Origin of the sequence: Natronorubrum marinum, assembly GCF_052040125.1 — an archaeon.
Taxonomy (GTDB): Archaea; Halobacteriota; Halobacteria; order Halobacteriales; family Natrialbaceae; genus Natronorubrum.
This window is the reverse complement of the sequence record NZ_JBPPFV010000001.1, coordinates 716,918-735,872: the sequence shown is the minus strand read 5'-3', so window position 1 is coordinate 735,872 and position 18,955 is coordinate 716,918. Positions and strand designations below refer to the sequence as shown.

21 protein-coding genes are annotated in these 18,955 nt (G+C 64.9%); 7 read left to right on the top strand and 14 right to left on the bottom strand.

From position 1 onward, the window contains the following. Positions 1–248 precede the first annotated feature (248 nt). Positions 249–1,532, top strand: a complete 1,284-nt coding sequence (locus tag ACSFC5_RS03780; RefSeq protein WP_440763919.1) for an ornithine cyclodeaminase, nickel-pincer nucleotide-dependent — start codon at positions 249–251, stop codon at positions 1,530–1,532. A 207-nt stretch (positions 1,533–1,739) separates the two neighbouring features. On the opposite strand, the gene ACSFC5_RS03775 is transcribed toward ACSFC5_RS03780, so the two are convergent. Then, complete coding sequence (locus ACSFC5_RS03775) at positions 1,740–2,213, bottom strand: DUF7285 family protein (protein WP_440763918.1); 474 nt, start codon at positions 2,211–2,213, stop codon at positions 1,740–1,742. Continuing rightward, on the bottom strand, positions 2,194–3,270 hold the full coding sequence (locus ACSFC5_RS03770; protein WP_440763917.1) for a DUF7283 family protein: 1,077 nt from the start codon (positions 3,268–3,270) through the stop codon (positions 2,194–2,196). The genes ACSFC5_RS03775 and ACSFC5_RS03770 overlap by 20 nt, the downstream gene beginning before the upstream one ends. Positions 3,271–3,496: 226 nt before the next feature. On the opposite strand from ACSFC5_RS03770, the gene ACSFC5_RS03765 reads away from it, so the two are divergent. From ACSFC5_RS03765 to ACSFC5_RS03755, 3 genes are all read left to right on the top strand, one after another. Beyond that, positions 3,497–5,155: a bacterio-opsin activator domain-containing protein gene (locus ACSFC5_RS03765; RefSeq protein ID WP_440763916.1), complete on the top strand. Its 1,659-nt coding sequence runs from the start codon at positions 3,497–3,499 to the stop codon at positions 5,153–5,155. A gap of 64 nt (positions 5,156–5,219) precedes the next feature. Continuing rightward, positions 5,220–6,170 (top strand): phytoene/squalene synthase family protein, encoded by a 951-nt coding sequence (locus tag ACSFC5_RS03760; RefSeq protein ID WP_440763915.1) that lies wholly within the window; start codon positions 5,220–5,222, stop codon positions 6,168–6,170. Between the two features lie 80 nt (positions 6,171–6,250). Further along, entirely contained in the window at positions 6,251–6,403 is a 153-nt protein-coding gene (locus ACSFC5_RS03755; RefSeq protein WP_440763914.1) for a hypothetical protein, read from the top strand. A 23-nt stretch (positions 6,404–6,426) separates the two neighbouring features. Here the strand turns inward: ACSFC5_RS03755 and ACSFC5_RS03750 are convergent, their stop codons facing one another. From ACSFC5_RS03750 to crtID, 4 genes are all read right to left on the bottom strand, one after another. After that, positions 6,427–6,588 carry a hypothetical protein gene (locus ACSFC5_RS03750; protein ID WP_440763913.1) on the bottom strand — a complete coding sequence of 54 codons (162 nt, stop codon included), beginning with the start codon at positions 6,586–6,588 and terminating at the stop codon, positions 6,427–6,429. A 119-nt stretch (positions 6,589–6,707) separates the two neighbouring features. Further along, positions 6,708–7,592, bottom strand: coding sequence for a bisanhydrobacterioruberin hydratase (gene cruF, locus ACSFC5_RS03745; protein WP_440763912.1), 885 nt, complete (start codon positions 7,590–7,592; stop codon positions 6,708–6,710). A gap of 28 nt (positions 7,593–7,620) precedes the next feature. Further along, complete coding sequence (locus ACSFC5_RS03740; protein WP_440763911.1) at positions 7,621–8,487, bottom strand: prenyltransferase; 867 nt, start codon at positions 8,485–8,487, stop codon at positions 7,621–7,623. Positions 8,488–8,509: 22 nt separating this feature from the next. Beyond that, positions 8,510–10,006 carry a bifunctional phytoene desaturase/3,4-desaturase gene (gene crtID / locus ACSFC5_RS03735; protein WP_440763910.1) on the bottom strand — a complete coding sequence of 499 codons (1,497 nt, stop codon included), beginning with the start codon at positions 10,004–10,006 and terminating at the stop codon, positions 8,510–8,512. A gap of 169 nt (positions 10,007–10,175) precedes the next feature. Here crtID and ACSFC5_RS03730 point away from each other — a divergent pair, with 169 nt between their 5' ends. Then, positions 10,176–12,053, top strand: coding sequence for a formate/nitrite transporter family protein (locus tag ACSFC5_RS03730; RefSeq protein ID WP_440763909.1), 1,878 nt, complete (start codon positions 10,176–10,178; stop codon positions 12,051–12,053). 82 nt (positions 12,054–12,135) lie between these two features. Continuing rightward, positions 12,136–12,861, top strand: a complete 726-nt coding sequence (locus tag ACSFC5_RS03725) for an SDR family NAD(P)-dependent oxidoreductase (protein WP_440763908.1) — start codon at positions 12,136–12,138, stop codon at positions 12,859–12,861. A gap of 187 nt (positions 12,862–13,048) precedes the next feature. Here the strand turns inward: ACSFC5_RS03725 and ACSFC5_RS03720 are convergent, their stop codons facing one another. The 3 genes from ACSFC5_RS03720 to ACSFC5_RS03710 all read right to left on the bottom strand — a co-directional run bounded on the left by ACSFC5_RS03720 (position 13,049) and on the right by ACSFC5_RS03710 (position 14,744). Continuing rightward, positions 13,049–13,333 (bottom strand): translation initiation factor eIF-1A, encoded by a 285-nt coding sequence (locus tag ACSFC5_RS03720; protein WP_076609512.1) that lies wholly within the window; start codon positions 13,331–13,333, stop codon positions 13,049–13,051. 110 nt (positions 13,334–13,443) lie between these two features. Beyond that, positions 13,444–13,956, bottom strand: coding sequence for a hypothetical protein (locus ACSFC5_RS03715; protein ID WP_440763907.1), 513 nt, complete (start codon positions 13,954–13,956; stop codon positions 13,444–13,446). A gap of 35 nt (positions 13,957–13,991) precedes the next feature. Next, a complete protein-coding gene (locus ACSFC5_RS03710) occupies positions 13,992–14,744 on the bottom strand; it encodes a fumarylacetoacetate hydrolase family protein (protein WP_440763906.1) in 753 nt (250 codons plus the stop codon). Between the two features lie 174 nt (positions 14,745–14,918). Here ACSFC5_RS03710 and ACSFC5_RS03705 point away from each other — a divergent pair, with 174 nt between their 5' ends. Beyond that, a complete protein-coding gene (locus tag ACSFC5_RS03705; RefSeq protein ID WP_440763905.1) occupies positions 14,919–15,167 on the top strand; it encodes a DUF8593 domain-containing protein in 249 nt (82 codons plus the stop codon). A gap of 63 nt (positions 15,168–15,230) precedes the next feature. On the opposite strand, the gene ACSFC5_RS03700 is transcribed toward ACSFC5_RS03705, so the two are convergent. From ACSFC5_RS03700 to cobT, 5 genes are all read right to left on the bottom strand, one after another. After that, a complete protein-coding gene (locus tag ACSFC5_RS03700) occupies positions 15,231–15,446 on the bottom strand; it encodes a hypothetical protein (protein ID WP_440763904.1) in 216 nt (71 codons plus the stop codon). 124 nt (positions 15,447–15,570) lie between these two features. Next, a complete protein-coding gene (locus ACSFC5_RS03695) occupies positions 15,571–15,993 on the bottom strand; it encodes a DUF8009 family protein (protein WP_440763903.1) in 423 nt (140 codons plus the stop codon). Positions 15,994–16,054: 61 nt separating this feature from the next. Then, positions 16,055–16,804: an adenosylcobinamide amidohydrolase gene (locus ACSFC5_RS03690; protein ID WP_440763902.1), complete on the bottom strand. Its 750-nt coding sequence runs from the start codon at positions 16,802–16,804 to the stop codon at positions 16,055–16,057. Further along, complete coding sequence (cobD, locus tag ACSFC5_RS03685; protein WP_440763901.1) at positions 16,801–17,904, bottom strand: threonine-phosphate decarboxylase CobD; 1,104 nt, start codon at positions 17,902–17,904, stop codon at positions 16,801–16,803. Before cobD ends, ACSFC5_RS03690 begins: the two co-directional genes overlap by 4 nt. Then, positions 17,894–18,955 (bottom strand): nicotinate mononucleotide-dependent phosphoribosyltransferase CobT, encoded by a 1,062-nt coding sequence (cobT, locus tag ACSFC5_RS03680; RefSeq protein WP_440763900.1) that lies wholly within the window; start codon positions 18,953–18,955, stop codon positions 17,894–17,896. The genes cobD and cobT overlap by 11 nt, the downstream gene beginning before the upstream one ends.

Sequence of the window (18,955 nt, the reverse complement as noted above, 5' to 3'; positions counted from 1 at the left end):
CCCCTGAAATACCGTTTCGATCCGTTCGTGGCGAATCCCAACGTCTCACATAACAACGACGGAAAACTGAGATCGACAATCGGTACTGCGAGTGGGGACGGGCAGTTACCGGTCGCGAAAGCCAGTCGACACCGAGAGGGCACTTGCCGGCGGCCGCCGCAGGCGACGACCGGTGCCCGACGCCGAACCGCTGGCTCGTCGGCCCACAACGCACACATTCACGGTCCTCGGTCGCCAACCCCTCACCGATGACAGTTGCGCGAACCGTCGAACTCGAGGGGCATATCATCGACTCGGGGACGATGGGCATGTGTTTCGGGGTCGTGATGGATATGGGCGGCGAGTTCGAGGTCGAGGAGTTCGAGGTCGGCCGCCACAAACACGCCGAGACGTACTGCCGGATGCGAGTGATGGCCGAGACCGAAGAGGAGCTTCGGGCCATCCTCCACGAGCTCAATCAGCAGGGCGCGACCGTGGCCGATCCGCGGGACGCGACGCTCGAGGCGGCTCCCGAGGACGGGGTCGTCCCGGTCGACTTCTACTCGACGACGAACCACCCGACCTACGTCCGCGTCGACGGCGAGTACGTCGAGGTCGAGGACGTCGAGATGGACTGTGCGTTGATCGTCGAACGAGCGGGTCCGGAGGACTCGCAGGGAGTCGACGACGCCGACGATGCCGACGAGGGCGAGAGCGATGACGACACGCGCGTGTACACGAAAGTCCTCAACGCCGTCGAGGAGGGCGACCTCGTCGTCACCGGCGAGACGGGTATCCGCGTCGAACCACCCGAACGGCCCCGGAACGGCGGCGGCTCCTTTGGGTTCATGCAGGGCGGCGTCTCGAGCGAACGCCCCTCTGCATCCCTGATCGAGGAGATCGCCGACGAGATGCGGGAGGTTCGCGAAAACGACGGTAACGTGCTCGTCGTCTGCGGCCCGGCGATCGTCCACTCCGGCGGGCGGAACGCGCTGGCCGACATCGTCCGCGCGGGCTACATCGACGGCCTGAGCGCCGGGAACGGGTTCGCCGTCCACGACTTGGAGCGGGACCTCTACGGCACGTCGCTGGGGGTCGACACGGAGAGCTTAGAGCACCCGCGAAAGGGCCACAAACACCACATCTATACGATCAGCGAGATCGCCCGTCTCGGGGGCATCGAGGCGGCCGTCGACGAGGGGATCATCGACGAGGGCGTGATGTACGAGTGCATCGAAAACGACGTTCCCTACGTCCTCGCGGGCTCGATTCGCGACGACGGCCCGCTGCCGGACACGATCACCGACTCGATCGAGGCCCAGAACGCGATCCGCGAGCAGGCCCAGGAGGCCGACCTCGTGCTCATGCTCTCGACGCTGCTGCACTCCGTCGCCGTCGGGAACTGCCTCCCTTCGACCACCAAGACCGTCTGCGTCGACATCAACCCCGCCACCGTCACCCAACTGCTCGACCGCGGCAGCGCACAGGCCATCGGCATGGTCACCGACATCGGAACGTTCATCCCGATGTTGCGCGACGAGTTGCTCGAGTAACGATCGTCCGCATCCCTTTCGAGACAGGTAAACTGATTTTGTCGATTTTATCAGTTAGTTCATATACGCCGATCGTATGCTGTGGACCAACGATCGAACCGAACGCGCCGACTGTGGGTAGTGATTAACAACGGTGTCAACTCGTTATCTGTCAGGGTACTAACGGCGCGCTCGTCACCGGTTCGGTGCTGACGACTCGGTCGGCTCTCACGGCGACCATACCTCGACGTGAAGGGTTCCGCCACGAACGTCGCCAGCGACGTCGGTCTCGACGGGGATGGGACGCTCGCTGACCTGCGTTTCGATACCGGAACCGTCCGCGGGTGGTCCCTCCTGTGGGGACGCTCTCGTTCCGTCGGAGTCGAAATGCAAGTCGTCGACGACGCGTTCGTAGCCGTCGTCGTCGAGTATCGTCACCTCGACGTAGACGTTCTGTCCCTGTGGCAGCGACGCCATCTCGATGTCCGAAAGATCGGTACCGCGATCGGACGAGTAGACGCCGTCGTGAGAGATATCGTCCCAGATCAGATCGGTCGCGACGTCGTCGGAGGTTCGATCGGTGCAGTCCATGAGCGCGTCGGTGACGAACCCGCCGTAGAGGACGATCGCCAGCCCCAGCACGATGACGGCGACCAGTGCCGCAAGCGGTTCCGTCTGGCCCTTAGACGACGAGCGTAACATGGTAGTCCTCCGTCTCGTGGTCTCGTTCGATCCAGTTCAGTTCGTCTACACGGTCGGCGGAATCCATACCGAGCGGGCACAGATACTCGTCGTCCGACGGGGAGGTGAGCGTTGCGCTACACGTAGTTCCATCGAACTCGGCAGCGACGGTGAGCGGATAGTCGCCGATCCAGACGTTCTCTCCGCGGTCCCACGAGATGCGACTCGAGAGCGGTATCTCGTCAGTTCTTTCCCCCGAATACAGCTTCACGTCTCCATCACTGTTATCGATCTCCGCCACGTGATCGGGGTTAATTTGGTCTTCCGGGTCCTCCTCGTCGTCACAGTCCGAGAGCCAGCAGCTGGCCGAATCGATCCAGTCCGAAAACGTGTCTTTGGCTTGGTCCCAGAACGAATCGGAGTCGTCGTCGTACTCCGTCTCGATGATGGACTCGCCCTCGATCGTGTAGTCGACGGCAGTGAATTCGCTGAACCCGTCGTAGGTCGCATCTATCGACTGAGGAACGTCGCCGTGGGTGCTCGCAATGAGATCCACGGTTTCGTGCGATCCGACTTCCACGTGGATGTTCGTCGTTTCGTCGGGTTCGACGGTAACTTGTCGAACGGTCAGTTCCTCCGACGCGGTCAGCCACTCGCCCGCGTTGTCCTCCTCGGCGGCTGCGAGACGGTCCATGAACACCGTCGCCGCGTCCTCGTGTTGGTCGTCGATTTCGTTCTCGAACTCCTCCTCGAACGCCTCGCCGTAGACGAGTCGCTCGAGTCGGTCGTCGCCGTTGACGACGACGACCTGCTCGTACCTGAGACTGGAGTGATCCGTTCCCCCCTCGTTTCGCAACTCGATGGTTTTCCCGTCGATCTTGATCTCGTCCGCACCGTAGCCGTAGGCCGAGGCGGCCTCGTAGGAACTGCCGGACGTCTCCTCGATCGCGTTCGCCGTTCGATCGGCGTCCGGCGGTGGCGCCGTCGGGAGCCCGAGCACGATGCCGGCCATCGCGAAACTGACGATGGCAACCGCTACCCACACGTACCAGGCGTCGGCGGGTGCCTCCCAGGCCATATCCACTGTGGCCGCGCGTTAGTATTTAAACCCCAGATGTGAGAACGAAATTGGTTGGATCGACCCAGCCAGCAACGAGTTCGATACGGCACTCGAGGAACCGATGATCCGGTGGACGACGGGTCCCACGCGCTCGACGGATTCGACGAGGTCGACCCCGCTGAGATAGAATCCTCGCTCGAGTCATCCACTTTCGTTATGTGGTTCAAGCACGAACCTCCAGCCGATGCACTCCGGGAAGGCACTCTCCGACGCGACCCTCGAGACGCTCCCGGTTATCGTCGGTGTGATCGATAGCGACGGGGAAATCCTGCTGACCAACCGGTCCTGGCGCGAGTTTGGTCCCGACGAGTACCGAGACGACCACGTCGGCGTCAACTACATCGCAACCGCCCAGATGGGTGACGATGAACACGCCAAACGCGCCGTGGAGGGACTCGATACCGTTATTGCGGGCGATCAGGAGACCTTTGCGATGGAGTACCCGTGTCACACTCCCGAGCGAAAGCAGTGGTTCATGATGCGAGCCAACCGGTTCACCGTCGACCGCGAGAGTCGCGTCTCCGTCGTCCACCTCGAGATCACCGAGCGAAAACTGGCCGAGATCGCCGCCGAAGAAACGGCGGCGGAGCTTCGCGAGGAGCACCGCGCGCTCGAGCACCTCTTCGACCGAATCGACGGACTCCTCCGTGACGTGACTGATGCCGTCCTCGGTGCGACGACGCGCGACGAAGTCGAGCGTCGGGTGTGTTCGTGTCTCACCGACACCGATCCGTACGGCCTCGCCTGGATCGGTCGGGCCGACATCGCGAACAGTCGCCTCTCACTGCACGAGTGGTCCCACGACGGCGACGTCCCGCTCGAGGACGACGACCTCTGTCTCGAGTCGGACGAGGACCATCCGGCCGTTCGGGCGCTCGAAACGGGAGAGTTGCAGGTAATTCAAAACCTCGAGACAGTCGACGGCGCGTCTCGCTGGTGGCCCGCGGGCGTCGAACGGGTCCAGTCGCTCGCCGCACTCCCCCTTACCTACGGCGACATCACCTACGGCGTGCTCGTGCTGTTCGCGACGGAGCCTGACGCCTTCGCGGAACGGGAGCGGCTCGTCCTCGACTCGCTCGCCGGGACGATCGCAACCGCGATGAACGCGATCGAGACCCAGCAGATGCTCACCACCGACACGGTCGTCGAACTCGAGATCGCAATCGAGGATTCCTCGCTGTTCGTCGCAGCGCTCGCGGCCGAACTCGAAGCGACGATCACCTATCGCGGGTTGACCTACGACGGGGACGGGACGCCGCTCGCGTTCTACCACGTCGACCGCGCCGTCGACGACGTCCCGCCGGCGACGGCGTTCGAAGGAGTAACCGACTGTACGATCCTGTCGACGTACGACGAGGGGACGCTTCTCGAAATCGCCGTCGACGACACGATCGTGACGACCCTCTCGGGACACGGCGCCGATATTCGCCGATTCGACGCCAGCGGTGCGGTCGGCCAGACGGCACACCGAACCGGGACGGGCGTTCCCGTCGTCGATCTCACCGTCGACGTTCCGAACGGTCAATCCGCCCGATCGGTGTACGACGTACTCGAGGAGCGCGCCGAAAGCGTCGAACTCCTCAGCTACCACGAGACGGATCGGCCGCTGCGGTCGCGACAGGACGTGACGGCGCGGCTGGAGTCGTCGCTTACCGATCGCCAGTTTACGGCCCTTCGGAAGGCCTACTACGCGGACTACTTCGAATGGCCGCGGAACGTCTCGGGGGAGGATCTGGCACAGTCGATGGACATCTCTCGATCCACGTTTCACCAGCATCTCCGGTCGGCCCAGCGAAAGCTCCTCGACGAACTGTTCGACGGTGACCCGCTTAGTAAGGGCTAATTGTTTTATATACTACTGTCGTACCGTTTACACCCAAAAGCCGTCAGTTGGGCACGAGGAGAGAATGCAACAGGAACACATCGACGTAGGCAAGGCCATACAGCGGCGAACCGGGAAAACGTTCTATCTCGCGACGCGGTTCCTCCCGGAACGCGTTCGCCACGCCACGCACGTTCTCTACGCGTTCTTCAGGATCGCGGACGAGGTCGTCGACGACGCGAACGGTACTCCACCCGACGAACAGCGTGCCGAGCTCGAGGACCTCCGCGCCCAGGCGCTCGGCGAGACCGATCCCGACGGTCCCGTGCTCGAGGCGTTCGGCGAACTCCGCCGCGAGTACGACATCTCCGACGCCGAAATCAACTCGTTCGTCGACGCGATGCAGTCGGATATCGACACCGACCGCTACGAGAGCTACGCCGACCTCGAGTCGTACATGCGAGGGTCGGCGTCCGCGGTCGGCGTAATGATGACCGCGATCATGGAACCCGAGGACCGAGAGGCCGCGCTCTCACACGCCGTCAAACTCGGCGAGGCGTTCCAGATGACGAACTTCCTTCGTGACGTTCGTGAGGACATCCTCGAGCGCGACCGAATCTACCTGCCCCAGGAGACGCTCGATTCCCACGGCGTCTCACCGGAACAGATCGAGCGACTCGAGTACTCGGACTCGTTCGCCGCCGCAATGGCTGCCGAACTCAAGCGAACGGAGGACCTGTATCGAGAGGGCGTTGCGGGAATTCGGTACCTCCCCGAAGACTGCCAGCTACCCGTGTTGCTCTCGGCCGTCCTCTACGCCGAACACCACACCGTCATTCGCTCTCAGAACTACGACGTTCTCAGTCGAGACCCCGCGCTGTCGTCGACTCGAAAGCTGTGGTGTCTCGCGAAGACCCGCTGGCACTGGCACTGGAACCGCGACCCGGAGGCCGTCTTCCGACGCGTCTCCGCCGTCCCCGCGCTCGAGAGGGATCGGCACGACTCCGGTCACGGCGGTCACGTTCCAACGCAGTAACGCCGCCGAGCGACCGGTTATTAATACCCACGATATTGTGGATTTCCTGTTGTGATCCCTCGGAGCGTAGTCGCTCCCGTATGTCCACCAGCGATCCACACGATCCGCTCGCTATCGACCGCCGAAACGCCCGCACCGCCGCGATCGGACTCGGCGTCTGGCTGACGATCACGTTCGCCGTCGTGATCCTCCTGCTCCTGTTCGGGAGCACGCTCACGTCCATCTTCGTCTAACAGTCGCCGACGGCCGCTCGTCGTCACTCCGAGACGTCCTCTTCGCCCAGCGCTTCGGTTTCGGCGACGACGAACTTCGCTAACGTCTGTTTTGAATGCGTTGCGACGAGATGGTCCTCCAGGTTCTGGTTCCGCGTTAGCTCGTCGTGACAGAGCGGACATTCGATCGGTGCGATAGTCGCCATACGCCCACCAGTAGCGACACGAGCAAAAGCTTGGAGCAAGCATGTTCGTCCCCGAGGAATCGGTCGTCTGATCGAATTGATGCACCAGTCGTCGAAGCGTTCGAAGCACAAACCGGGGATCAGGAATCCCGACTCTCGACGACGCTCGAGGGGAGCGAACGCCGGATCATCTCGCGGTCGTACCGATCCGTCCGGAACAGACCGAGACAGAACAGTCCGGCGACGCCGGCCGCCAGCCAGTTGCCGTAGAGCAGGTTGATCGTCCCCCACAGCAGGACGAAACTCACCAGATCGTCGAGCATGAACTCGCAGGTTCGGACCCGCTCGACCAGCGACACGCGCTCGAAGGCGAGATCCACGAGGACGACGGCGACGGTACCCGAGAGGAGCCAGCCGACGTAGTTCGAGACCGGGACGCCGTAGTAGACGCCCGGAGGAACGAACTCCCAGAAGCCGATGGCGACGGCGGCGGGGTCGAGCACGAGGTCGATCGCGACGACGGCCGCGATGGCCGCCAGGATCCTGGCGAGCGGGTTCGCACTCCACTCGTCGAGGACGAGCAGCGTGAGCAGGTAGGCGTTCAACACCAGCGGAATGAAGAATAGCGGCAGCGCCAGCGGCACCTCGCCGAACAGCATCGGTCCGAGTTGGATGGTGTACTCGAACGCGCCGTAGGGCCAGTCGGTTCGCACGCCGACGATCTCGATCGCGTACGTGTACGCCGTCAGCAGGCCCAGACAGCCGAGGGCCCACCAGCCGACACGCGGCAGCAGGCCGACGACCAGCGGCGAGCGCATCACCATCGTCCCGAACAGGATCAACAGCGGGTTGTACGCCAGCGGCTCCGGCATCAGCCCCTCCGCGCTGGCGACCAGCGTCACCGCACCGATGAACGGAAAGACGACGGCGATTGTAAACCGATTTTCCCGGATAACGGACTCGAGCCGGCGCTGAATCCGCGTTCTGGTCTCGCTCGTGCGTGTCGTCGAATTCGGTGTATCCATTCAGATCAGCCTCCGATCGTCGCTCATCTCAGAGCAGCCTCCAGAGTCCGCCCATCGTCAGGAGCGCGCCGACGACCGTGTTGATCGCCGGGAACCACCAGTACGCCCGATCGACGGCGACGCTCGAGGTGACGAGCGCCGCGACGAGTGCGGGGTAGACCAGCATGAGCGCGCCGAGGCGGACGTCGATCGCGGCGAACGCGAGCGCGCTCGCGAACCAGCACGCGCCGCAGTAAGCGTAGGTTCGCGACTCGCCGAGCACCGTCGCCGTCGTCCGAATGCCGGTCTCGCGGTCGGGTTCGATGTCGGGGATCGCCGAAAAGGTGTGCATCCCCATCGCCCACAGCCAACCGCCGAAGACGGCGAGCAGTGGTGGCTGACTCCCCGCGACGGCGGCGTAGGCCGCCACACCCGGCGCGATGTAGAGCCCGTTCGAGACCGAGTCGAGGATGGGCGTCGTCTTGAATCGAACCGGCGGCGCGCTGTAGGCCGCCCCGAGGACGAGAAAGACCGCGAGCCAGGGCCAGGCCGCCCGCGGCACGAACGGGACGAGCGCCAGCCCCAGAAGAACACAGCCGACGACCGCGGCCGGAACGAATCGTTGACCCCGATACCGTGTCTCCTTCGACTCCTTCTTCGGATTCGCGGCGTCGATCTCGCGGTCGTAGACGTCGTTGATCCCGTAGAGGAAGACGTTCGCCGGCACGAGGAAGTAGGCGAACAACGCGACCGCGGCAGGGGCGAACAGGTCGTCGACCGAACTCGCGGCGTACGCGACGCCGACGAGCACCGGTCCCGCCAGATAAAGCCAGAACCGCGGTCTCGAGAGCGTCAGCAGGTACGACAGCTCCGCCCCGAGACCGTCATCGTTCGCGGACGTCGATCCCATCGTCATAGCAGGCTGGCCGACGGTTCGATCACTGTTCTATCGGGTGTCCGTAATCCTCGAGTACCTTCTCCGCGGTCAGTTCGCCGCTGATGAGACACATCGGGACGCCGATCCCCGGCGTGGTGTCGCCGCCGACGAAGTAGAGTCCGTCGACGCCCTTCGCCCGGTGGGGGGGCCGGAAGAGCGAGGTCTGTCGGAGCGTGTGGGCCAACCCCAGTGCCGTCCCGTCGTAGCTGTTGTACCGGTCGGCGAAGTCCCGGACGCAGAACTGTTCCTCGAAGACGATCCGATCGCGTAGCTCTTCGCCGGTGTTCGTGGCGATATCTGTGAGAATCTTCTCGCGGTAGGACTCCCGAATCTCGGGCGTGTCCTCGAGTCCCGGCGCAATCGGGACGAGAACGAACAGGGCGCTGTGGCCGTCGGGTGCGACCGTGTCGTCGGTTTCGGAGGGGACACAGCAGTAGTAGGCGGGTTCGTCCGGCCACTGCGGGTCCTCGAATATCTGGTCGAAGTGCTCCTGCCAGTCCGTCGGGAGGACCAGCGTGTGGTGGGCCAGTTCTTCGACCTCGCCCTCGACGCCGAGGTAGAGCAAGAAGGCGGAGGGGGCGTACGTCCGTGACTCCCAGTAGTCGGCGTCGTAGCCGCGCCGTTCCGCCGGGAGCAGCTCCTGTTCCGTGTGGGCATAACTGGCGTTGCTGACCACCAGATCGGGGCGTAGCGGCCCTCGGGGAGTCTCGACGAGGAACGCCCCTTCCCGGCCCTTGATCGCCGTCGCCGGTCGGTCGGTGTCGTACGTGACTCCCAGTTCACTCCCCAGGTCCGCGATCCCGTCGATGACGCCGCCGATGCCGTCCTCCGGGTACCAGACGCCGAGGTTGAAGTCAACGTGGCTCATCAGGTTGTAGAGCGCCGGCGTGTTCGTCGGCGAACCGCCGAGGAACACCAGCGTGTACTGCATGATCTGCTGGAGTTTCGGATGGTCGAAGTAGTTCTCGACGTGTCCCTGCATCGAGCCCAACAGGGAGAGGCCGCGGGCCTGCCGAGCCACGTCGAGATCGACGTAGTCTCGCAGCCGCGTCCGATCCTCGTAGACGAAGTGTTCCATCCCCACCTCGTAGTTCTCCCGCGATTTGTCGAGGTAGCGCTCGAGCGCGTCCCCTGCGCCCGCCTCGTACTCCTCGAAGACGGCTTTCGTTCGCTCGAGGTCCGGCGTGACGTCGACCTGATCACCGTCCTTGAAGAAGAGCCGGTAGTGCGGATCGAGATGGGTCAGTTCGTAGTAGTCCGACGGCGTTCGGTCGAACTCGGCGAAAAAGCGCTCGAAGACGTCGGGCATGAGGTACCAGGATGGACCCATGTCGAACCGGAAGCCGTCCTCCTCGAGCCGACTCGCACGGCCCCCGAGCTGCTCGTTTTTCTCGATGACGTGGACGTCGGCACCCCGATCGGCGAGGTAGCAGGCCGTCGAGAGCCCGCCGACGCCGGCCCCGATCACCACCACGGACTCGTCGGCCAGCGATTGCATATATCACCGTGAGTGTCGGCTCGGTGATAAACGTACGCCATACCTACGTAGGGGACCGCGAAAAAGCTGCAATCCGTGAAGGGCAATTCGAGCGATGGCCCGGTTCGGACCCCTGTCTCACCGTCATCAAAGCCAAGTGCTTAGTTCGTCTGTCGAATCGGAGTACCTAATGAGTGATGCCGACAGTCCCGAACGCGGTGACGGGGGAACCACGTCTCAGGGGGCTGCGCCCCCACCGGGCGAGCCGGAGACGGAGGTCGAGACCGTTCGCGATGCAGTCGAACGCTCCAGACACGGCGCGCCCGCGGTCGGATCCGTGGTTCGCGATCGGTTCTCGTCCGACGAGGTCTTCCAGCGGATCATCGCGGACGCCGACGAAGAGATCACGTCGGGAAACCGCGAACTGTTCTTCAGCGGGCTCGCCGCCGGCTTCGCGATCACGATTACGTTTCTGTTGTACGCCTCGATGTACGCCTCGACGGACGGCCACCCGATACTGAGTTCCCTGCTGTACCCGCTCGGGTTCATCTACATCATCATCGGCGGCTACCAGCTGTACACCGAGAACACGCTCCCGCCGGTCGCGCTGACCCTCGAACGGCTGGCCAGCCTGCCGGCGCTGCTTCGCCACTGGACGATCGTGCTCGCGGGCAACTTCGCCGGTGGCGCACTCGGCGCGGCCGCGCTTACGTGGGGCGGCGTGTTCTCGCCAGAAGCGGCGAATGAAGCGATGGGTATCGCACAGCACGGCGTCGAGACCGCGTGGTGGTCCCTGTTCTCCAAGGCAGTCTTCGCCGGATTGATCGTCGCCGGCGTCGTCTGGGTCACCTTCGCCTCACGCGACACGATCTCCAGACTCATCGTCGTCTATCTCGCCTTTCTGGCGATCCCGCTCGGGAACCTGTTCCACGTCGTCGTCTCGTTCACCGAGATGCTGTATCTCGTCTTCGCCGGCGAACTCGGGCTGTTCGTCGGTATGACGGAGTTCGTCCTCCCGGTGTTACTCGGCAACACGCTCGGTGGGATCCTGCTCGTCACCGTCGTCAACTACTACCAGACGAGCGAGCAACGTCTCGAGTCCGCCCGGTTCGAGGGGATCGAGCGGCGCCTCTCGATCCGGGAGTGGACCTTCGGGAGCCTTGTCGGACGGTCCTACGTCCCATTGATCGACACCTCCGAGACGGCGTCGGCCGGCGAGGACGACGACACGTACCGAATCGTCGTCCCGATCGCAAACCCGCGCACCGAATCCCGGTTAGTCGAGTTCGCGGCGACGCTCGCGAGTACACGCGAGTCCGCGACCGTCCACGTCGTCCACATCGTCCAGACGCCCGACCGGCCGGGGGCCGCTGGCGGCGACAAACAGCGCGCACGGATCATTTCCGAATCGGAGGACTTGCTCGAAGGAGTCTGTGAAACCGTCGCCGAACGCGGCGTCGAGTACGAGACGTCGACGATCGTCACCCACCGCTCGTTCGAGGAAATCTTCGACACGGCCGAACGGCAACACGCCGACCTCGTGATGATGGGATGGGGCGGCAACAATCTGTGGGACGCTGCACGCGCCGAACGCCCGCTCAGCGAGTTAACCAGCCAGTTGCCGTGTGACTTTCTGGTGTTCAAAGACCGCGGGCTGGACACCTCACGGATCCTCCTACCGACCGCCGGTGGCCCGGATTCGGATCTGAGCGCGGAAATCGCGAAAACGTTGAGCACGACCATCGGCGCCGACGTCTCGCTGCTTCATATCGTCGACAATCCCGAAGAACGCCCGCTGGGCGAAGAGTTCCTCTCCGAGTGGGCGATCGATCACGACCTCCACGACGCCGAGATCATCGTCGACGATTCCGGCGACGTCGAGGATGCGATCTGCCGTGCAGCCGACGATCACACGATGCTTCTCATCGGCGCGACGGAGCGAGGTCTGCTCTCGCGACTCGTGACCAGTTCCCTTCACCTCGACGTCGTCAACGACGTCGACTGTTCGGTCTTACTCGCAGAGAGACCCGGTGAACGGACGCTTTACCAGCGGCTGTTCAACTGGTAACCGCGACCGTTTCGTCGTTCTAACCGCTCGTCCGATCGAACCGCGTCGATGGATTCCTGTCGGAGCAGCGCGTAGATGTCCTATGACACTCAACGGAACGACAGCCGTCGTCACAGGCGGGACTCGCGGGATCGGACGCGCTGTCGCCGAAACGTTCGTCGACGAGGGTGCGACGGTCGTCGTCGGCGCTCGAGACGGCGACGACGTGTCGGAAACGGTCGACGCACTCGAGGACCGCCTCGAGTCGTCAGAGACCGCGGACGCCGGTGCGGCAGGCCTGCGGACCGACGTGCGCGACGAGTTCGACCTCGAGCGACTGGTCGAAACCGCGTCGCGGACCGGCCCGGCTACCGGTATCGACATCCTCGTGCCCGCCGCAGGCGTCTATCACGGCGAGCCGGGGAGTACGCCGACCGACCGCGAGTCGTACTCGGCGTTCGACGACCACTGGCGGATCAACGCGCGCGGCGTCTTCGGAACGATCCTCGAGGCGCTCCCCCACCTGAACGACGACGCTCGCGTGCTCGTCCCGACGGGGGCCGTCGCCCGCGAAGCCAAATCGGGGTACGGCTCGTACGCGATGTCGAAGGCGACCGCCGAGGCGGTGGCTCGAGGGTTCGCCGCCGACACCGAGTACACCGTCGGCTGTCTGGACCTCGGGCAGGTTGCGACGGCGCTCTCGGGCGGCCGGGGACGCGATCCGGAATCTATCGCCGGGATGTTCGTCTGGGCGGCGCTCGAGGCCGATCCGGAGGCGATCGACGGAACGGTAGTCGACCTCCGAACCTGGAAGCAGGCGACGCGGTGAATTGCTATCGCAGATAGTGGTTTATTCATCCGAACCACGGTCGAAGCTCGAACGAATCAGACTCGCCGCAGAAGCCGTTACGATCGGTCTCGAGGAAAACGCTCAACTGGCTCCGAACAGCGCGAACGCCGTCGCTCGCTGACGTGGAGTGCGCGGAGAAATCTCGTTTAGTGGTCGCTACCGAGGTTCAATCGATGTGGCCTTCACGACGCAGTTGATCTGCGTCCTGGCTGGTGTAGCGCCACTCGATCGTCGCTTTCTCGTCTTGCCAGTCCCACGGCTCGGCGACGACGATGTCGTCTTGTTCGATCCAGGTGCGGTACTTCATGCGACCTGGGATGCGGCCGAGCCGTTCCTCGCCGTCCTCACAGCGGAGTTGCACGTGGTTCCCTCCGAGGTGTTCGGTTACGACGGCGAATACTTCGTCACTGTTGGGCATGCGGAGGTTCCGCCGCCCGGATTCTTCTGTCACACCCGTACTACGTACGGCGGACGTTTAAAACATTGGAGAGTCGTGATAGCGTATCACTTACAGACAATCGGTCCGGACGCTGGAACGTACATCACCAACTGATCGTCGCGCTACAGCGCTCGGTCCGAATCCGGGTTCTCGAGCTCCCACAGGACCTCCGGCAGGAACGCTTCGAGGTTGTCGATGACGCTCCGGTCGCTGACGTTCAGTCCCTCGCAGTGCTCGTGGGCCGAATCGCGAATGTCGACGTGGAGGTCGCCGTCCTCGAGCCAGACGCCCAGCGGGAAGACGGAGCATCTGGTCGGTTTCCAGTCCTCCTCGAGGTGCAGCGAACAGAGGCCGTCCTCGCGGAGGAAGGCGCAGGCGCAGCCGTCGTCCGCGACGTGGTCGTCCCGGTCTTTCTCCTCGCGGGTGACGAACTTCTCGCCGCGAAAGTCGGTCGTGGTTTCGGCGAGATTCGCCCGCCGGGCTAGCTCGAGGAGGTCCCGATCGTAGAGCAAGACCCCGTGCTGGCAACACCAGGTACACTCTTCGACGCACTCGAAGGTGAGGTCGGGATCGAACTCGACGACGACTTCCCGGTCGGGGTAGACTTCGACGCGTCGCGTGGCGTCAGCGCTCACGTGTTTGGCGAGGCGGTTCGGCCTGAAGTGCCTTTCTACCGACCGCTACTCGTGGCCGAGCGGCCCCGTTCGCTCGAGTCGACGACCGTGTTCCGAAGCGTCCCGACGCCGTCGTAGGTGATCTCGACGGTGTCGCCGGGTTCGACCAGTCCGGGATTGGCGGGGCTCCCGAACGCGACCACGTCCCCGGGTCGGAAGGTGAATCGTCGCGAGAGGTACGAGATGATCTCGTGAGGGCCGAACAGCATCAGTTCGGTGTTGGCCTCCTGTCGGCGCTCGCCGGCGACATCGGTCCACATATCGATTCCCGTCGGGTCGAGCGCGGTTTCGATCCACGGCCCGAGCGGGCCGGAACCGTCGAACGCCTTGCGGGCGGTTCGACCCTGCTGATCGAGCGCGTCCATATCGTTCATGATCGTGTACCCGCGCACGACGTCCGACACCTCGTCCTCCGAGAGGTTGCGGCAGGGTTCGTCGATGACCGCCGCGAGTTCGCCGGCGTAGGTGAGTTCGTCGGTGAAGCCGGGGTAGGGAATGGGGTCCCGATGGCCCAGCAGCGACGCCGGCGGCTTGATGAAGAAGTCGGGTTCGTCGGGTCGTTCGTACTCCATCTGATCGAGCGTGGCCGCGTAGTTCCGACCGACGCAGTACAGCGCCGAGGGCTCGCAGGGCGGCAGGAAGGTCCCGTCGACGCCGACTTCGTACGCGCCGTCCTCACCGTGAACGACGCCGTCCTCGTACTGTCCGCTGACCGGTCCGTCGTCCGTCGCGATCCGCGCGAGTTTCATTACCGGCGATCTCGAGTCCAGCCCGGTAGTAATATCGGTTCGATCTCGCCTCAGTCATCGGGCGACCGCCTCGAGACCGATCGGTCCGTCGCTCGTCCCGTCGTCGGTTACGTCGACTGACGAACACAGGCACATGTAGTTCTGGATACCCTCGTCGCTCGGCAACGGGGGTGTATGTGCGCTAACTTCACCGTCGACGGCGAGGGGAAGCCGGTCGTCAACACGAACGGACAGGAGATCGGCATCGTTCGGGACGTCGATGCAGGCGTCGCGTGCGTCGAGCCCGGACCCGAAATGACCGACTCGATCAAATCGCGACTCCGGCGGGATCGGGAGGTCGCCGACGGGATGGAGAACTATCGGATCGACGAGGAGTACGTCAACGAGGTGACGCCCGAAGAGATCCGGCTCCAACGATTCTGAGCGAGACGACGCGGGCAATCGCATCGGTCGAGTCGGTACCTCCTGAAGCGGGTTTCGATTCGCTCAATCCTCGAGGACGAGATAGGTCCGCGCGCCGCGGTGCTCGAGAGAGACGAACTCGGTGTCGACGTTCGACTCAACGAATTCCTCGATGCCGGCCGCATGCAGGTCGGTGACGTCGATACGGCGTCGCTCCAGCTCCGCCTCGAGTGTGGTTGCCGTGTCGGTGCTGTCGGTCTGCTCGGTTCGGTCCTCGCTCCGGTCGACGATCAGTGCCATACCAGTCAATGAGACGGATAGTACGTTAATCCGATCCACCCGGAGTGAAAGTGAAAGTGCAAGAAAGCGCGCGTGTGCCGCAGAAACTCGGGAGACACGACAACGAGTCTCGGCTCAGGTCGCGCTACCCGACCTGTTTGATCTCGACCGGATGCGGCCCGTCGTCGGTCTCGAGCGCGATCTCGTCGACGATCGCCTCTCGCGCGCGTTTCTGCCACGCTTTGACCGCCTCTCCGTGTCGCTTTCGAACGCGGTCCGTTTCGCTCGGATCGACGTCCTCGAGTTCGGTCTCGAGCGCGGGGTAGTCGGCGACGACGTTGTCGGCGATGACGGCCGCCGGCGCGACGTGAACGGCGCCGGTCAGTTCGGTGTCGTCGAGACGGTAGACGTGAATACGCGCCCGCATGCGGCCATGAAACGGCGGCGTCACGCGGAGCACGGCTTCGCCCGGGTTCTCCTGCGTATACGCGTAGGCGTCGGCGGCGTCCGCCGGCGAGAGCGCAAGCGAGCGGATCGCCGTCGGATCGTCGGCTTCGTCCCCGGCCATTGTCGGAACGTTCGCCTCGAGACGGGTTAACGTTTCGAGCCAAAGGGCCGTGACACCGCGCTCACCGCGTCGGTCGGAACACCGTCGCCCGGACATTGGTCGAAACGCCGTACGTCGCGTCCGCAACGGAGTCGGGGAGGGTCTCGTCGCGATCCTCGTAGTGTGCGCGAAGCGAGGCGGAGACGGCGTCCCGAACGCAGGCGCGCGTCGCCGCGCCGACGTCGGTGCCGCTGCCGGAGAACTCGAGGCGCTCGCCCGTCGGGTCGTGGCCGACGACGATGGCGTCCGTCGTCGTCCCCGGAAACCCGGTCTCGGCGAGCAAGGTCGCGGCTTTCGCCTCGGCGGCGACGGCGATCAAGTTCGCCAGCGCGCCGGGTGCGAGCGCCCGCGTCGTCCCGACGATTACGTTGACCGTTCCGCGTCCCGGGTGAGAACTCGACTCCGAACGGAACTCCCCGCTCCCCCCCGGTCCGTCGGGATCCATCGGCAACGCGGCCGGATTCGAGATGCCGGCGGTCGCGTAGGCCGTGACGGGACCGTACTGGGCTCCGCGAGCGTCGGACTGCTCGACGCCGGTGAGCAGGACCGGACGGTCGCTACCGCGATCGAATCCCGCCCGCTCGAGTCGCTCGTCGACGTACGCGCCGAGATCCGTCCGATCCCATCCCTCGGGAACCGAGACGTTGTACGCACAGTCAGCCGTTCGGCGGCCGCCGTTCCAGCCGGTCGAGAGCCACTCGGTCTCGGGCCGGTGTACCCGGAGGACGCCGTCGCGACAAACTGAACCGTACGCTGCATCTGAATCCGTCATTCGGACGTCGTCCCCGTGTCGGTGTCGTCGTCCGTGGAACTCTCGCCGCCCTCGTCGACACGCCGTTCGCCGCTCTCGAGTACGCCGAGCGCCGTGAGCAATCTGTCGTTCCGCTCTCGGTCCTTGACGGCGATGCGGACGTGCGAGTCGAGACCCCGGAACGTCGTCGCGTCGCGGATCGCGACACCGCTCTTGCGGGCCGACGCGATCACGTCGTCGACGCTGCGGTCGCCGACATCACACAGCAGGTACGGCGCGTCCGACGGCACGACGTCGAATCGTCGCTCGAGTGCCTCGCGCATTCGCTCGCGCTCGCGTTCGACGCGTTCGCGCGTGTCGCGGACGAACGCGTCCTGACGCAGACAGTGCGCACCGACGCGCGCGGCCGGCGTGCCGAGCGACCACGCGCGACGGGCCGTCTCGAGTGCGTTGCGCCGCTCGTCCGTCGCAACCGCGAATCCCGCACGCAGCCCCGGCAGGCCGAACAGTTTGGTCAGCGACCGGGCGACGATCACGTGCTCGGCCTCGAGTCGGGCCGCTGACGGCAGATCCGTAAAGCCGAGAAACGCCTCGTCGACCAACAGCGTCGTTCCCGCCTCGCCACAGCGGGCCGCGAACGCCGCCAGCGCGTCCGGGTCGGTCGCCTCGCCGGTGGGGTTGTTCGGCGTACAGATCACCGCGAACTGGCAGTTCTCGAGACGTTCGTCGTTCACCGCCAGCAGTTCGTCGTGCGGAACGAACCGTGGTGTCGCACCCTGTAAACGCACTTCGCGGGCGTACTCGCCGAAGCTCGGGTACGGAATCAAGGCCTCGTCGCCCGACTCGAGCGAACACTCCATCGCCAGTCGAATCGCGGCCAGCCCGCCGGGGGTGGGGATCACGCGTTCCGGCTCGCAGCCGACGAACGCGGCCGCGGCGGCCCGGAAGTCGGAATAGTCGTCGTCGGGATACCTGCGGGACGCTTCGAGCGCCCCTTCATAGACCCGCTCGACGCCGTGTGGTGTGTACGGATTGGTGTTGGCCGAGAAGTCGAGGATATCCCGGTCGGTCTCGCCGCCGTGGGGGACGCGGTCCCCGGTTCGTATCGAGTCAGGGTGCACGATCATCCTCCGGGGTCGAGTTCGCGGGTTCGCTGGCGTTTCCGGTTTCGCTCCCGCTCCCGCCGTCGTCTTCGATTCCGAGACGCCCGCAAACCGCCTCGAACCGATCCAACACCGCCTCCATCCGCTCGTCGGGGACGAGCGAGAGCGCGCCACCCATTGCGACGCCCTCTTTCGCCACGCCGGCGCAGTAGCGCTCCATCGAGACGTGGTCGCGAGCATCGAAGCCGGGATCGGTGACGGTCAACTGGCAGTTCAGCCGGTAGCAGGCCTCGCCGAGCCGGTCGCCCTGCTCGCGCTCGACGAAGGAGGTGGTCGCGATCGACAACGGTGCGTCGACGCCGACGTGGCGTAAGACGGTCGCGACGGCCACCATCTGCGTGCCGCCGGCGAGGGTGACGTCGATGCCCGACTCGAGCGCGCCGGCGGCGATCCCCGCGACGGTCGCCTGCACGGGGTCGCCGACGGCCCGGATCGCCTCGAGCGGCCGGCCGTCGAAGCTCCCGGCCGAAGCGTCGCTCGCAGCGAGGGCCTCGTCGACGACCTGCCGTTTGCGCTCGATGGGGTTTTTCGGGAGCGAGGAGGAGACGCCGGCCGGTTCGCCGAGCGCAGTGAGGACGCCGAGGGCCGTCGTCGTCCCGCCGGGGACCGTCTCGCCGAGCAGGAGTTCGTCGTCGGGCAGGCTCGAGCCGTAGGCGTGGGCGCGGTCGAAGATCGCCCGTGCATCGGGGACGGCGACGGGTTCGCGAATGTCGGCTCCCGGTTCGATACCGAGGTCGACCGCGGGTGCGCCAGTCGGCTGTGCGAGGCCAGCGTCGACGACCGAGACGTCGAAGTCGATCACCTCGCGGACGGCCCGCGTCACCGCGGCCGGCGTCGGACAGCCGTTCGGACTCACCGGCGTGACGGGGGCCATCGTCGGCTCACCGTACGCGAGAATCTCGACGTCCGCGGAGGGCGTGTGTTCCATCAGGTCCGGGGAGGCACCGGCGGCGCTGATACCGTCGATCAGCGCGGTCTCGGTCGTGCCGGCGGGGAGGATCACGCGCAT

Bases quoted from the DNA above. Each gene is read 5' to 3' on its own strand.
- crtID (WP_440763910.1), bottom strand. From the start codon at position 10,006: ATGCAATCGCTGGCCGACGAGTCCGTGGTGGTGATCGGGGCCGGCGTC.
- ACSFC5_RS03690 (WP_440763902.1), bottom strand. From the start codon at position 16,804: ATGACGGATTCAGATGCAGCGTACGGTTCAGTTTGTCGCGACGGCGTC.
- ACSFC5_RS03775 (WP_440763918.1), bottom strand. From the start codon at position 2,213: ATGTTACGCTCGTCGTCTAAGGGCCAGACGGAACCGCTTGCGGCACTG.
- ACSFC5_RS03740 (WP_440763911.1), bottom strand. From the start codon at position 8,487: ATGACGATGGGATCGACGTCCGCGAACGATGACGGTCTCGGGGCGGAG.
- ACSFC5_RS03750 (WP_440763913.1), bottom strand. From the start codon at position 6,588: ATGGCGACTATCGCACCGATCGAATGTCCGCTCTGTCACGACGAGCTA.
- ACSFC5_RS03780 (WP_440763919.1), top strand. From the start codon at position 249: ATGACAGTTGCGCGAACCGTCGAACTCGAGGGGCATATCATCGACTCG.
- ACSFC5_RS03765 (WP_440763916.1), top strand. From the start codon at position 3,497: ATGCACTCCGGGAAGGCACTCTCCGACGCGACCCTCGAGACGCTCCCG.
- ACSFC5_RS03725 (WP_440763908.1), top strand. From the start codon at position 12,136: ATGACACTCAACGGAACGACAGCCGTCGTCACAGGCGGGACTCGCGGG.
- ACSFC5_RS03700 (WP_440763904.1), bottom strand. From the start codon at position 15,446: ATGGCACTGATCGTCGACCGGAGCGAGGACCGAACCGAGCAGACCGAC.
- cruF (WP_440763912.1), bottom strand. From the start codon at position 7,592: ATGGATACACCGAATTCGACGACACGCACGAGCGAGACCAGAACGCGG.
- ACSFC5_RS03705 (WP_440763905.1), top strand. From the start codon at position 14,919: ATGTGCGCTAACTTCACCGTCGACGGCGAGGGGAAGCCGGTCGTCAAC.
- ACSFC5_RS03695 (WP_440763903.1), bottom strand. From the start codon at position 15,993: ATGGCCGGGGACGAAGCCGACGATCCGACGGCGATCCGCTCGCTTGCG.
- ACSFC5_RS03760 (WP_440763915.1), top strand. From the start codon at position 5,220: ATGCAACAGGAACACATCGACGTAGGCAAGGCCATACAGCGGCGAACC.
- ACSFC5_RS03770 (WP_440763917.1), bottom strand. From the start codon at position 3,270: ATGGCCTGGGAGGCACCCGCCGACGCCTGGTACGTGTGGGTAGCGGTT.
- ACSFC5_RS03730 (WP_440763909.1), top strand. From the start codon at position 10,176: ATGAGTGATGCCGACAGTCCCGAACGCGGTGACGGGGGAACCACGTCT.
- ACSFC5_RS03710 (WP_440763906.1), bottom strand. From the start codon at position 14,744: ATGAAACTCGCGCGGATCGCGACGGACGACGGACCGGTCAGCGGACAG.
- cobT (WP_440763900.1), bottom strand. From the start codon at position 18,955: ATGCGCGTGATCCTCCCCGCCGGCACGACCGAGACCGCGCTGATCGAC.
- ACSFC5_RS03755 (WP_440763914.1), top strand. From the start codon at position 6,251: ATGTCCACCAGCGATCCACACGATCCGCTCGCTATCGACCGCCGAAAC.